Genomic DNA, 13,133 nt, shown 5'->3' on the forward strand with positions numbered 1-13,133 from the left:
GCTTTTACACCAGTTTTCAGGAGCAAGGCATGATCACCATGAAAAAAGCGGCGCTGTGCGTGGCGCTGACGCTGGCGGCCGGCGCGCAGGCGCAGGCGGCGACCGAAATTCCGTTCTGGCACTCGATGGAAGGGCAGCTTGGTAAAGAAGTGGATTCGTTGGCCGAGCGTTTTAACCAGACGCACAGCGACGTCAAGATCGTGCCGGTTTACAAGGGCAACTACGAACAGAGCCTGGCGGCGGGCATTGCCGCCTACCGTTCCGGCAAGGCGCCGGCGATCCTGCAGGTGTATGAGGTGGGCACCGCCACCATGATGGCGAGCAAGGCGATTAAGCCGGTGTATCAGGTGTTTAAAGAGGCGGGTATCAGCGTTGATGAGTCGGCGTTCGTGCCGACGGTAGCCGGTTACTACACCGACAGTCAGAGCGGTCATCTGCTGTCGCAACCGTTCAACAGCTCCACCCCGGTGCTGTACTACAACAAGGATGCGTTTAAACAGGCGGGGTTGGATCCGGAACAGCCGCCGAAAACCTGGCAGCAGCTGGCGGAATACAGCAGCAAGCTGCGTGCGGCCGGCATGAAGTGCGGCTACGCCAGCGGCTGGCAGGGCTGGATCCAACTGGAAAACTTCAGCGCCTGGCACGGCGTGCCGTTCGCCAGTGAGAACAACGGTTTTGGCGGCGCCAGCGCCAAACTGCTGTTCAACCAGCCGCTGCAGGTCAAACATATCCAGCTGCTGGAAGCGATGAACAAGAAGGGGGATTTCACCTACTTCGGCCGTAAAGATGAATCCACCGAGAAGTTCTACGGCGGCGACTGCGCCATTACCACCGCTTCCTCCGGTTCGCTGGCGGATATCAAACACTACGCCAAATTCAATTATGGCGTCGGCATGATGCCGTATGACGCCGACAGCAAAAATGCGCCGCAAAACGCCATTATCGGCGGCGCCAGTCTGTGGGTGATGAATGGCAAAGACGCCGCCACCTATAAAGGCGTGGCCGAATTCCTGCAGTATCTGGCGCAGCCGGCGATCGCCGCCGAATGGCACCAGAAAACCGGCTATCTGCCGATCACTACCGCAGCCTACGAACTGACCAGGCAGCAAGGGTTTTATGACAAAAACCCGGGCGCCGATGTGGCGACGCGTCAGATGTTGAACAAGCCGCCGTTGCCGTTCACCAAAGGCCTGCGTCTGGGCAATATGCTGCAGATCCGCAGCGTGGTGGATGAGGAGCTGGAAAGCGTGTGGACCGGTAAGAAAACGCCGCAGCAGGCGTTAGACGCCGCGGTGCAGCGCGGCGATGCGCAGCTGCGCCGGTTTGAGGCGTCTACCCGCTAATAAGCAAATGACGGGCGCCGCCGCTGCGCCCGCGTCCGGCGTGTGCGCTGACGCACGCCGGGCCCGTTCCTGCTGCTGATAAATGGGTTAATCCTATGTCTTCTTCTCGTACCGGTTTCGGCTGCAGCTGGCTGCCCTATGCGTTGGTGCTGCCGCAGCTGCTGATTACCGCGATATTTTTCCTGTGGCCTGCCGGTGAGGCGCTGTGGTACTCGGTGCAGAGCCTCGATCCGTTCGGCCTCTCCAGCCGGTTCGTCGGGCTGGAGAACTTTAGCCAGCTGTTCCAGGACCCGTATTACCTGGACTCGTTCTATACCACGCTGATTTTCAGCGGACTGGTGGCCGGCATCGGTCTGGCGCTGTCGCTGTTTTTCGCCGCGCTGGTCGATCACGTGGTGCGCGGCAGCCGTCTCTATCAGACGCTGATGATCCTGCCCTATGCGGTGGCGCCGGCGGTAGCGGCGGTGCTGTGGATTTTTCTGTTCAACCCCGGCCTGGGGCTGATCACCCATCTGCTCAGCGCGCTGGGCTACGACTGGAACCACGCGCAGAACAGCGGCCAGGCGATGTTCCTGGTGGTGCTGGCGTCAGTGTGGAAGCAGATCAGCTATAACTTCCTGTTCTTCCTGGCGGCGCTGCAGTCGATTCCCCGTTCGCTGGTGGAAGCGGCGGCGATCGACGGCGCCGGCCCGGTGCGGCGCTTTTTCCATCTGGTGCTGCCGCTGATCTCGCCGGTCAGCTTCTTCCTGCTGGTGGTGAATCTGGTTTATGCCTTTTTCGACACCTTCCCGGTGATTGACGCCGCCACCAGCGGCGGGCCGGTGCAGTCGACCACCACGCTGATCTACAAAATCTACCGCGAAGGCTTCGCCGGTCTGGATCTGTCCAGCTCCGCCGCCCAGTCGGTGGTGCTGATGCTGCTGGTGATCGGCCTGACGGTGATCCAGTTCCGCTTTGTTGAGCGTAAGGTGCGTTACCAATGATTGAGAACAGACGCGGGCTGGATATTTTCTGCCATGTGATGCTGATTATCGGCGTGCTGCTGATCCTGTTTCCGCTGTATGTGGCGTTTGTCGCCGCCACGCTGGACGACCGGCAGGTGTTTCAGGTGCCGATGAGCCTGATCCCCGGCGATCATTTGTGGGAGAACCTCAGCCACATCTGGCGGGATGGGATCGGCAATGTTAAAGCACCGTTCGGGCTGCTGCTGCTCAATAGCCTGGTGATGGCGCTGGCGATCACCATTGGCAAAATCTCGGTCTCGATGCTGTCGGCCTATGCGATCGTCTATTTCCGCTTCCCGCTGCGCAGCCTGTTTTTCTGGCTGATCTTTCTGACGCTGATGCTGCCGGTGGAAGTGCGTATTTTCCCCACGGTGCAGGTGATCGCCGATCTGAAGCTGCTGGACAGCTATACCGGCCTGACGCTGCCGCTGATGGCGTCGGCCACCGCCACCTTCCTGTTCCGCCAGTTCTTTATGACGCTGCCGGATGAACTGCTGGAGGCGGCGCGCATCGACGGCGCCGGGCCGCTGCGCTTTTTCTGGGATATCGTGCTGCCGCTGTCGAAAACCAACCTGGCAGCGCTGTTCGTGATCACCTTTATCTACGGCTGGAATCAGTATCTGTGGCCGTTGCTGATCGTCAGCGATGCCGATATGGGTACCGCAGTGGCGGGGATTAAAAGCATGATCTCCACCTCCGGCGCGCCAACGCAGTGGAATCAGGTGATGGCGGCGATGATTCTGACCTTAATCCCACCGGTGGCGGTGGTTCTTCTGATGCAGCGCTGGTTTGTGCGCGGTCTGGTAGACAGTGAGAAATAAATGGCAGGTTTAAAACTACAGGCAGTCACCAAGTCTTATGACGGCAAAAATACCGTCATCCAGCCGTTCGATCTGGACGTCGCCGACGGCGAGTTCATTGTGCTGGTGGGGCCGTCGGGCTGCGGCAAATCGACGCTGCTGCGCATGGTGGCCGGGCTGGAGCGTATCTCCAGCGGCGATATTTACATTGACCATCAGCGGGTCAGCGAGCTGGAGCCGAAAGATCGCGGCATCGCCATGGTGTTCCAGAACTATGCGCTGTATCCGCATATGAGCGTGTACGACAATATGGCCTACGGGCTGAAAATCCGCGGCTTCGGTAAACAGCATATTCAGCAGCGGGTGAACGATGCGGCGCGTATTCTGGAGCTGGGGCCGTTGCTGCAGCGCAAACCGCGCGAGCTGTCCGGCGGGCAGCGCCAGCGGGTGGCGATGGGGCGCGCCATCGTGCGCGAGCCGGCGGTGTTTCTGTTTGATGAGCCGCTGTCCAATCTGGATGCCAAACTGCGGGTTCAGATGCGTCTGGAGCTGCAGCAGCTGCACCGGCGGCTAAAAACCACCAGTTTGTATGTAACCCACGATCAGGTGGAGGCGATGACGCTGGCGCAGCGGGTGATCGTGATGAATAAAGGCGTGGCGGAGCAGATCGGCACGCCGACGCAGGTGTATCAGCGTCCGGCGTCGCTGTTTGTCGCCAGCTTTATCGGTTCGCCGGCGATGAATCTGTTGCCCGGCGTTATCAGCGTTGACGGCGGCAGCCTGCAGCTGGAGGACGGCTTCAGCCTGCCATTGCCGCAGGCGCGCCCTGCGTGGAGCGGCCGCCGGCTGACGCTGGGGATTCGGCCGGAGCATATCGTGCTGGCGCAGGATGCACGCGGCGCGATTCCGCTGACCCTGCAGACGCTGGAGCTGTTGGGGGCCGATAATCTGGCTCACGGGCAGTGGGGCGGCGCGGGGATAATCGTGCGTCTGGCGCATCAGCACTTGCCGACGCCGGGCAGCACGTTATATTTACAGCTGCCAGCGCAGGCGCTGCACTTTTTTGATACTCAAAGCGGATTACGGATGGAATGATGACCCAAGCCTGGCCTTATCCTCATATCGTCGCCCATCGCGGCGGCGGCTCTCTGGCGCCGGAAAATACTCTGGCGGCGATCGACGTCGGCGCACGCCACGGCCATACAATGATTGAGTTCGACGCCAAGCTGGCGCAGGACGGACAGATCTTCCTGCTGCACGACGACACGCTGGACAGAACCAGCAACGGCTGGGGCGTGGCCGGCGAGCTGCCGTGGGACAAGTTGGCGCAGCTGGATGCCGGCACCTGGTACAGCGCGGCGTTTAAGGGGGAACGGCTGCCGCTGCTGGCCGAGGTGGCGCAGCGTTGCCGGCAGCACGGCATGATGGCCAACATTGAAATTAAACCCACCCGCGGCGCGGACGAGGAAACCGGTCGGGCGGTGGCGCAGGCGGCGCGCCTGCTGTGGCAGGGGCAGCCCGATCCGCTGCTCTCTTCTTTCTCCGTGGGAGCGTTGGCGGCGGCACAGGCGGCGGTGCCGGAGCTGCCGCGCGGCCTGCTGCTGGAACGCTGGCGGGATGACTGGCGTGCGCTGACCGAACAGTTGGGCTGCGTGTCGCTGCATATTGCGCATCAGGCATTGACCGCCGAGCGGGTGCAGGCGCTGAAGCAGGCCGGCCTGCGGATTCTGGCGTATACCGTCAACCGCCCAGAGCGGGCGCGACAGCTGTTGGATTGGGGCGTAGATTGCATCTGCACCGATCGTATCGATCTGATCGGCGCAGATTTTTAACTTAACGCGCGCCGGCCGGCCGCGGCGCGACGGGCACCGCCGGCGTGGTGCGATCGAACGGGTTGCGGGGCTGATTGCCGTTTGGCAGCGTTTGGCTGCCGTTCGGCGTCATTTGCCGCAAGCGCTGCTGATTGTTGTCAAATTGCCGCTGCTGCTGTAGGCGGCGCTGATCCAATTGCTGATTGTTCAGCATACGTTGCTGCTGCTGTTGCTGCGCGCGCTGATTGAGAAACTGCTGCTGCCCGCTCAGCGTCGTGACGCCGTTTTCCGCCGCCGCTGAGGCAGACGCCAGCATCAGGAACACCATGCTCCAGAATTTGCCTTTCATCATTCACTCCTCCTGTGTTTTAAGCTTAACGCAAAGCGGTAAAAATGCTGCGCGTTCTATTATTGACCAGATGTAAACCCGATTCGTGCCGCATCGGGCGCTGCCATCCGTTACAATCGCTGTTTTACCGTGCATAGGAAATTCCCGACGTGCTACTGCTGGTTATTACTACCATTTTATGGGCATTCTCTTTTAGCCTGATTGGCGAATATCTCGCGGGTCAGGTGGACAGTTGGTTTTCGGTGCTGATTCGTATCGGCCTGGCGGCCGTGGTATTCCTGCCGTTTCTGCGCTGGCGCAACATCAAGGGGCGGGTGATCCTGCTGTATATGTTGGTGGGAGCCTGCCAGCTGGGCATTATGTATCTGTTCAGCTTCCGCGCCTTTTTGTATCTGACGGTGCCAGAGTTTCTGCTGTTTACCGTGCTGACGCCGCTGTACATCACGCTGATCTACGATTTGCTCAGCCGCCGGCGCCTGCGTTGGGGTTATATGTTCAGCGCTCTGCTGGCGGTGCTGGGGGCGGCGATTATCCGCTATCACCAGCTGAGCGAACACTTCTGGCTGGGGCTGCTGCTGGTGCAGGCGGCCAATATCAGCTTCGCCATCGGCATTGTCGGCTATAAGCGCCTGATGGAAGTGCATCCGCTGCCGCAGCATACCGCGTTTTCCTGGTTCTATCTGGGGGCGCTGGTGGTGGCCGTTGCGGCCTGGCTGCTGTGGGGTAACCCGCAACAGTTGCCGACCACCGGTCTGCAGTGGGGCATTCTGGTCTGGCTGGGCGTGGTGGCGTCGGGGCTGGGCTATTTTATGTGGAACTACGGCGCGACGCAGGTGGATGCCGGTACCCTCGGCATTATGAACAATATGCATGTGCCGGCCGGGCTGCTGGTTAACCTGGCTATCTGGCAGCAGCAGCCGCACTGGCCGAGCTTTATTATCGGCGGCGCGGTAATTTGCGCCTCGCTGTGGGTGCACCGGCGCTGGGTGGCGGTGAAAGAAGCACTTTAAGACAGACGCGCTGCGAACAGAATTCAATATTTTTTCGTTCGTGGCGCCGTCTTTTCCGTTATTACATCCTTCACGTTTATTTATCGCTTCAGGTTATTTCTCATATTTCTCGCTTAACTAAGTATATTCCCGTTGTTTTCTGTATTAATTCCGTTTATTTTTTTATTATTCGCGGCTAATTCGGTTTATTCCCAAATATATTTTATCTTTGGCAATATATAATGACTTAATATTCAAGGGATATATATTTGTTTGTGAATAACAATTGATGATTTTCATTCCTGACTCTGGCGGCGTTATCTGAGCGAATGAACGTTAGGCTAAAAAACAATAAAGGTGACGTATGGAATGCGGTAAACCTATTAGAATTGTGCTGTATTCGCATGATGCTGTCGGTCTGGGACACTTACGGCGAAACCTGGCGCTTTCATACAGCCTGAGCCGCGGTTTGTCCGGGCCTGTAACCGGATTATTGATCTCAGGCAACCACCATGCAGGCCGTCTGAGTCGGCCGGATAATTGGGATCTCCTGGTGCTGCCCGGTTATGAAAAACTCGGCGGTAATTACCGCTCACGTCAATTAGTGATGCCGCTGGCGGAATTGGCGGCGCTGCGCGCAAAAATTATCGCTTCCGCACTGGAGGCGTTTGAGCCGGATATTTTAATTGTTGATAAACATCCTGCAGGTTTACAGGGTGAGCTGTTGCCGGCATTAAAGACGCTGACGACAACCCGGCTGGTGCTTGGCCTGCGGGATATATTGGACGCGCCAGAAACCGCGCTGGCCCAATGGTATGCCAGCGGCAGTCATCAGGCGGTCAGAGAATATTATCATCGGATCTGGATTTATAGCGATCCGCGCATTCATTCCCCGTTTGATTCCGGCGAGTTGCCCGAAGAGTTACGCGCGATAAGCGATTTCACCGGTTATCTCGCCAAAGGGCGGCGTACGCTGGGCGAACCTGACGCCGCGATGAAAAATCAGTGGGGACGGCAGTTCCTGACCTTTGTCGGCGCAGGGTCGGACGGTTTTCCCGTCGCTCAGGCCGCCGTCAGAGCCAGGGTGCCGGCGGGGTATCAGCATCTTGTCTGCACCGGCCCTGATATGCCGGCAGAAGACGTTGCAGCCCTGCGCCTGATGGTCTCTTCGCCGGCCATCAGCGTGACATCGTTTATCGAACATGCGGCCACCCGTATCGCCTACGCTGCTGGTCTGCTGACCATGGGGGGATACAACACGCTGTGCGAAGCGTTGGCGACCGACACGCCGACGCTGGTGGTGCCGCGTCGTTCGCCGCGCCTGGAGCAGCAAATCCGGGCTCAGGTGCTGGCAGAATGCGGCCTGATCGATATGTGCCCGATTGACCGGATCACGCCGGCGTTCGTCGGTGACTGGCTGGAGCGGTGCAGCGGACGGCGCGTTGTACGGAGCAGGATAGATCTGGATGGCCTGCAGCATGTGCCGGCTCTGGCCAGCTCATTATTAACCACCAAGGAAGGAACTGCTGATGCAACGGACACCGCGCACAGGATATGTGCTGAAAACCTATCCCAAGCTGTCTGAAACCTTTATCTCAACGGAGATTCTGGCGCGTGAAGCGGCGGGAGAAACGCTGGACATCTTTTCCCTGCGCACGCCTGATGAGGCGTTGATTCATGATGCGGTGCGGCGAGTCAAGGCGCCGGTGTGTTATCCGATACGGCCGCAAACGGCGGATGCGTTATGGGCACTGCTGCGCCAGGCGCAGCAGCAGCTACCTGCGCTGAATTCATTGCTGCCCGTTTTATTCAGCCAGCCAATGGAGGTGGCGGCGCAGGCCTGCGCAATTGCATGCCAGGTGCGGGCGCACAAAATCGACCATCTGCATGCGCATTTCGCCACGGTGTCCGCCGATACGGCGGCGCTGGCGGCGCGTTTGGCGGGGGTGCCGTTCTCGGTAACCGCCCATGCTAAAGACCTGTTCCATCAGTCGGTATCTCACACACATTTGCGGCAGCTGTTTTCCCAGGCGCACCATGTGGTCGCTATCAGTGATTACAACGCTCGCTGGTTGGAAACGCGCCTGGGCGCCGCGGATCCGCACGGCGGTTTTCGGATCCGGCGTATCTACAACGGGCTGGATCTAAAAACCTTTACTTTCCAGGCGCCCAGCGCTCTGCCGGATGCGTCGCCACGTTTTATCGCCGTAGGGCGTCTGGTGCCGAAAAAAGGCTTTGCGACCCTGATTGACGCCGCCGGACTGCTGCGCGATCGGGGTGTCGGCTTTCAAGTGGACATTATCGGCAGCGGCGTGGAGCAGGCTCGGCTGCAGGCGCAGATTATGCGCCTCGGTCTGGCGCAGCAGGTGGTGCTGCGCGGCGCGTTGCCGCAGGAGCAGGTGATCCCGCTGTTGCGGCAGGCGACGGCGTTTGCCGCGCCCTGCGTGGTGGCGGAAGACGGCAATGCGGACGGACTGCCGACGGTGCTGCTGGAGGCGATGGCGCTGGGTATTCCCTGCATCGCGACGGATGTGACCGGCATTCCCGAGGCGATCCGCCATGAGGAAACCGGTTTGCTGGTGCGGCAGCATGATGCAGAGGCACTGGCGGAGGCGATGCTGCGGCTGGCTCGGGATCGGGCGTTGAGTTGCCGCCTGGCCGATGCCGGCCGCAGTCTGATCGAACGCAACTTCGACGCCGCCGTGCAGGCGCAGCTGCTGGCGCAGGCGCAGGCGGAGCCGTCGCCCGCCGGGGGGACGCACCGATGAGGATTGCCTATGTGTGTGCGGATCCCGGCATTGCGCTGTTCGGCACCAAAGGAGCCAGCGTTCATGTGCAGGAGGTCATCCGCGCCCTGCGCCGCGCCGGGCATCAGGTTAATGCGTTATGCCTGCGGCGCGGCGATGCGGTACCTGCTGACCTGGCGGATCTGCCGGTTGAGGTGTTCCCGCTGCCGCCGGGGGCGCAGACGCCCCGCGAACGCGAGGAGGCGGTGTGGCGAGCCGGCCGCCGGATGGCGGAGGCAATTGCCGTTCAGCGTCCGGAACGGGTGATTGAACGTTATTCATTATTCAGCGCCGACGTGATGCTGACGGCCAGCGAGCTTGGCATCCCCTGCGCGCTGGAGGTGAATGCGCCGCTGCTGGAGGAGCAGCGTAAATATCGCAGCCTGATCTATTACGACCGGGCGCTGGCGACACTGCAGGCGGCGGCGCGGGCGGCCAGCGTAGTGGTGGCGGTTTCTTCCGCCGTTGCCGACTGGGTGCTGCATCATGCGCCGGCCGCCAGGGTGTTGATATTGCCCAACGGCGTTAATACCGAACGTATCGTTCCGCCGCCGCGGCGCGATGCGGCAAACCCGCTGACCATCGGCTTTGTCGGCACGTTGAAGCCTTGGCACGGGGTGGAGGTGCTGCTGCAGGCCGCCGCGCAGGCGGGACGGCCTGCATGGCGGCTGTGCATCGTCGGCGACGGCCCGCAGGCCGAGAGTCTCCGTAGCCTGGCCGCCAGGCTGGCGCTGCAGGTTGACTTTACCGGCGCGGTGACGCCGGAGTCTATTCCAGCACTGTTGCAGCGGATGGACATTGCGGTCGCGCCCTATACCGCCGAGGCGGAACCCTATTTCTCCCCGCTCAAGGTGTTTGAATATGCCGCCGCCGGGCTGCCGATCGTGGCGGGCGCGCACGGGCAACTGACGGATATTCTGCTGCACGGTGAAACGGCGCTGATGTTTACCCCGGGCGACAGCCAGGCGCTCACGCGCCACCTGCTGGCATTGGCGGATGACCCGGCGTTGCGCGAACGGCTGGGGCAGGCGGCGCGCCGCTGGGCGCTGGGTCAAAGCTGGCAGCGGGTGACGGCGCGTATGCTGCAGGCGATGGCGACCGGCGTGACGCCAGGAGGACGGCGATGACGTCAGCGACAGGGCCTGAGGCGTACGCATTCGCGTCGTCGCTCGGACGGATGGTGCGCCATATGCTGCCTTACCTGCGCCAGCAGAAGAAGCTTGCCGCCGGCGGCGTACTGGCGATGTTGACGGAGGTAGTGCTGCGCGTTGCCGAGCCGTGGCCGGTGAAATATGTGATTGACGCGCTGTCGGTTTCGCTGGGCGCTCGTCTGGACGGCGATCTGGCGCCGGCGACGCTGTGGCTGCTGCTTGTCTGCGGCGGCTGTGCGCTGGCGCTGGCGATGTTGCGCGCGATGGCGAGCTTTCTGACCACGCTGGCCTTTGCGCTGACCGGCAGCCGCATCGCCACCCGGCTGCGCGCCGATCTGTATCAGCACGTGCAGCGTCTGAGCGTACAGTATCACCGTACTACGCCGCAGGGCGATCTGGTGCAGCGGCTGGTGGCGGATATCGGCCGTCTGCAGGAGGTGGCGGTCACCGCCGGCCTGCCGCTGATGGGCAACCTGCTGACCCTGGTGGCCATGAGCGGCGTGATGCTGTGGCTCAACCCGCCGCTGGCCCTGTGTGTCTTGGGCTGTGCTGCGGCGTTTGTGCTCGCCACCCGCTATTCTGCCCCGAAAATCACCGCCGCAGCGCGGAAAACCCGAAAGCAGGAGGGGGCGCTGGCTTCGCTGGCGCATGAAACGCTGGGGGCGATTGCGGTGGTGCAGGCTTATGGCCTGGAGTCGGCGTTCAGCCGACGTTTTGCCGGCGCTAATCAAAAATCGCTGACTGAAGGCGTGCGGGCGCGGCGGCTGGCCGCGGCACTGGAGCGCGCCACCGATGTGCTGGTGGCCCTTGCCGTAGGGGCGGTGTTGTTTTTCGGCGGGCTGCAGGTGCTGCGCAGCGAGATGACGCCAGGCGATTTGGTGCTGTTTCTGACGTACATGAAAACCACCATGAAACCGTTGCGCGACGTGGCGAAATATAGCGGCAGGATCGCGCGCGCCGCCGCCTCGGGCGAGCGGGTGATGCAGGTGCTGCGGCAGCAGCCCGCAATCAGCGATGCTGCCGATGCGCGGCCCTGTTCCGAACCGGTGCGCGGCGAACTGCATTTTGACCATGTCTGGTCAGACTACGGCGGTGCGCCGGTGTTGAAGGGCGTTGAGCTGCATATTCGGGCCGGCGAGCATGTCGCGCTGGTCGGCGCATCCGGAGCCGGGAAGTCCAGTCTGGCGGCGCTGGTGATGCGTCTGCAGGATCCTGCCCGGGGTGAGGTGCGCCTTGACGGGCGGCCGTTGCGCGGCCTGATGCTGGCTTCTCTGCGTGCGCAGGTGGCGGTGGTGCATCAGGAGCCGGTGCTGTTCGCCATGAGTATTCGCGACAACATCCGCATGGGCAATTTGGCCGCAGACGATGCGGCCATTGTCGCCGCCGCCCGGCAGGCCGACGCCCTGGCCTTTATTCAGGCGCTGCCGGCCGGTTTTGATACGGTGCTCGGGGAGCGCGGCGAGACGCTGTCCGGCGGCCAGCGTCAGCGTATTGCCATTGCCCGGGCGCTGTTGCGCGATGCGGCGGTGGTGGTGCTGGATGAGGTGACGTCCGGGCTGGACAGCCGGGCGGCGCAGGCGGTGCTCAATAGCCTTGACCGCTTGATTCGCGCCAGAACCACGCTGGTGATCACCCATGACTTTGACGTCGCGATGCGCTGTGAGCGCATCATCTGGCTGGAGGACGGCAGGGTGGTTGAGTCCGGACAGCGGGACGCCTTGCTGGCGGCCGATGGTCGTTTTGCTCGCTGGGGGGCAGAGCGCGCCGGCAGCCACTCGCAGCACGGAGGGGAAATAGGATGATTAATCTGGCGGATCCGCAGGCTATCCGGCGTGCGTTGAGCGATCAGGCGTTAACCCAGATGGCCGGGCAGCCCATCGGCTGCCATTACCTGCGCGTCAAGCCCGGCACCTCGGTGTGGGGAGAGATTTCGGGCGACTTCGGCGACGGCCTCGGCAGAGGCTGGCTCTATGTCCACGCCGATCCACTGAAGGCGAATAAATTCAGGCAGCGCGCTGAGCGGTACGGCCTGCCGCTGCTCGCACTGGGATCCGGAGCGATCATGGGCAGCATGGCGCTCGATCCGGTGCTGCACCGCGGCTGGCGGGTATTGCGTCGCCGGCTGTCTGGCGAGGCGACGACAGGCTGGTCGCTGCTGAAATATCGACCGGGGCGGCGGATGGTGTTGCGGGTGGAAGAGCGGCATGGCGGTTCTTCGTTGGTCAGAGTGCTGGCCCGCTGCACGCCGGCTTATGCAGCGGTGGTGAGGCTGGTTCATCAGGCAGGGTTGGGGGCGGCGTTGCAACGGATGGACACACGGCATCATATCGTCAGCCTGCAGTGGCTGGAAGGTGAAACCGCCGGGAGCGTGCCGGCCGATAGGCTGGAGGAGTCCTTGTTTGCTGTGGCCCGGCTGCATGCGCTGCACGCCGACGGCCTGGATCTGCCACATTATGACGCAAGCTGGTTCGCGCAGACGCTGGCGCAGGCTGAACGCACGCTGTGCTGGCTGCTGCCGGCGCTGCACCATCAGGTGCGGCGGTTGACGGAACGCTTATCGGCGGCTGTTGCGGACTCGCTGAACCGGCCGCCGGGGTTGGTGCACGGCGATTTTTCCGCCGACCAGATTGTGTGGCACGCCCGGCGACCGCCGCGTTTGATCGATGTCGATCGCGCCGGCTACGGGCAGCCGGTGATGGACATCGGCTCGCTGTTGGCGGTTGAGATGCTGCAGGGCAACTTACGCAGCCTGCCTGCGCTGCCTTACCCTGCGCTGTCGGCGTGGGTGGCGTATGCGCTGCTTCAGCGGGCGGCCGAACCGTATCGTTATGGCGATGAGAACTGGCAGGGTGCACTGCAGGCGCGCATTCAACAGGCGTGGGCGGTGCTGGAATGAAACT

At 61.9% G+C, this 13,133-nt stretch carries 12 protein-coding genes; 11 read left to right on the forward strand and 1 reads right to left on the reverse strand.

What is annotated here, in order from left to right; genetic code table 11:
• Positions 1–29 precede the first annotated feature (29 nt).
• The 5 genes from ugpB (at position 30) to ugpQ (ending at position 4,979) form a co-directional block, all read left to right on the forward strand.
• On the forward strand, positions 30–1,343 hold the full coding sequence (ugpB, locus tag CLM71_RS01090; RefSeq protein WP_105229385.1) for a sn-glycerol-3-phosphate ABC transporter substrate-binding protein UgpB: 1,314 nt from the start codon (positions 30–32) through the stop codon (positions 1,341–1,343).
• Between the two features lie 95 nt (positions 1,344–1,438).
• Complete coding sequence (ugpA, locus tag CLM71_RS01095; protein ID WP_105229386.1) at positions 1,439–2,326, forward strand: sn-glycerol-3-phosphate ABC transporter permease UgpA; 888 nt, start codon at positions 1,439–1,441, stop codon at positions 2,324–2,326.
• Positions 2,323–3,168, forward strand: a complete 846-nt coding sequence (gene ugpE, locus CLM71_RS01100) for a sn-glycerol-3-phosphate ABC transporter permease UgpE (protein WP_105229387.1) — start codon at positions 2,323–2,325, stop codon at positions 3,166–3,168. Before ugpA ends, ugpE begins: the two co-directional genes overlap by 4 nt.
• The gene (locus CLM71_RS01105; RefSeq protein ID WP_105229388.1) at positions 3,169–4,242 is read left to right on the forward strand and encodes a sn-glycerol-3-phosphate import ATP-binding protein UgpC; all 1,074 of its coding nucleotides are present in this window, start codon (positions 3,169–3,171) and stop codon (positions 4,240–4,242) included.
• The gene (ugpQ, locus tag CLM71_RS01110) at positions 4,242–4,979 is read left to right on the forward strand and encodes a glycerophosphodiester phosphodiesterase (RefSeq protein ID WP_105229389.1); all 738 of its coding nucleotides are present in this window, start codon (positions 4,242–4,244) and stop codon (positions 4,977–4,979) included. The genes CLM71_RS01105 and ugpQ overlap by 1 nt, the downstream gene beginning before the upstream one ends.
• A gap of 1 nt (position 4,980) precedes the next feature.
• On the opposite strand, the gene CLM71_RS01115 is transcribed toward ugpQ, so the two are convergent.
• A complete protein-coding gene (locus CLM71_RS01115; protein WP_105229390.1) occupies positions 4,981–5,310 on the reverse strand; it encodes a hypothetical protein in 330 nt (109 codons plus the stop codon).
• Positions 5,311–5,456: 146 nt separating this feature from the next.
• On the opposite strand from CLM71_RS01115, the gene CLM71_RS01120 reads away from it, so the two are divergent.
• The 6 genes from CLM71_RS01120 (at position 5,457) to CLM71_RS01145 (ending at position 13,129) form a co-directional block, all read left to right on the forward strand.
• Entirely contained in the window at positions 5,457–6,317 is an 861-nt protein-coding gene (locus CLM71_RS01120; protein WP_105229391.1) for a carboxylate/amino acid/amine transporter, read from the forward strand.
• A 532-nt stretch (positions 6,318–6,849) separates the two neighbouring features.
• Complete coding sequence (locus tag CLM71_RS01125) at positions 6,850–7,881, forward strand: glycosyltransferase family protein (RefSeq protein WP_158684774.1); 1,032 nt, start codon at positions 6,850–6,852, stop codon at positions 7,879–7,881.
• On the forward strand, positions 7,826–9,064 hold the full coding sequence (locus tag CLM71_RS01130; protein WP_105229393.1) for a glycosyltransferase family 4 protein: 1,239 nt from the start codon (positions 7,826–7,828) through the stop codon (positions 9,062–9,064). Before CLM71_RS01125 ends, CLM71_RS01130 begins: the two co-directional genes overlap by 56 nt.
• Entirely contained in the window at positions 9,061–10,209 is a 1,149-nt protein-coding gene (locus CLM71_RS01135) for a glycosyltransferase family 4 protein (protein WP_105229394.1), read from the forward strand. The genes CLM71_RS01130 and CLM71_RS01135 overlap by 4 nt, the downstream gene beginning before the upstream one ends.
• The gene (locus CLM71_RS01140; protein ID WP_105229395.1) at positions 10,206–12,035 is read left to right on the forward strand and encodes an ABC transporter ATP-binding protein; all 1,830 of its coding nucleotides are present in this window, start codon (positions 10,206–10,208) and stop codon (positions 12,033–12,035) included. Before CLM71_RS01135 ends, CLM71_RS01140 begins: the two co-directional genes overlap by 4 nt.
• The gene (locus tag CLM71_RS01145; protein WP_105229396.1) at positions 12,032–13,129 is read left to right on the forward strand and encodes an aminoglycoside phosphotransferase family protein; all 1,098 of its coding nucleotides are present in this window, start codon (positions 12,032–12,034) and stop codon (positions 13,127–13,129) included. Before CLM71_RS01140 ends, CLM71_RS01145 begins: the two co-directional genes overlap by 4 nt.
• The last annotated feature ends 4 nt before the right edge of the window (positions 13,130–13,133 follow it).

This window comes from Serratia sp. MYb239 (assembly GCF_002966855.1).
Classification (GTDB): Bacteria; Pseudomonadota; Gammaproteobacteria; order Enterobacterales; family Enterobacteriaceae; genus Serratia_B; species Serratia_B rhizosphaerae.

Bases quoted from the DNA above. Each gene is read 5' to 3' on its own strand.
- ugpB (WP_105229385.1), top strand. From the start codon at position 30: ATGATCACCATGAAAAAAGCGGCGCTGTGCGTGGCGCTGACGCTGGCG.
- ugpA (WP_105229386.1), top strand. From the start codon at position 1,439: ATGTCTTCTTCTCGTACCGGTTTCGGCTGCAGCTGGCTGCCCTATGCG.
- ugpE (WP_105229387.1), top strand. From the start codon at position 2,323: ATGATTGAGAACAGACGCGGGCTGGATATTTTCTGCCATGTGATGCTG.
- CLM71_RS01105 (WP_105229388.1), top strand. From the start codon at position 3,169: ATGGCAGGTTTAAAACTACAGGCAGTCACCAAGTCTTATGACGGCAAA.
- ugpQ (WP_105229389.1), top strand. From the start codon at position 4,242: ATGACCCAAGCCTGGCCTTATCCTCATATCGTCGCCCATCGCGGCGGC.
- CLM71_RS01115 (WP_105229390.1), bottom strand. From the start codon at position 5,310: ATGATGAAAGGCAAATTCTGGAGCATGGTGTTCCTGATGCTGGCGTCT.
- CLM71_RS01130 (WP_105229393.1), top strand. From the start codon at position 7,826: ATGCAACGGACACCGCGCACAGGATATGTGCTGAAAACCTATCCCAAG.
- CLM71_RS01135 (WP_105229394.1), top strand. From the start codon at position 9,061: ATGAGGATTGCCTATGTGTGTGCGGATCCCGGCATTGCGCTGTTCGGC.
- CLM71_RS01140 (WP_105229395.1), top strand. From the start codon at position 10,206: ATGACGTCAGCGACAGGGCCTGAGGCGTACGCATTCGCGTCGTCGCTC.
- CLM71_RS01145 (WP_105229396.1), top strand. From the start codon at position 12,032: ATGATTAATCTGGCGGATCCGCAGGCTATCCGGCGTGCGTTGAGCGAT.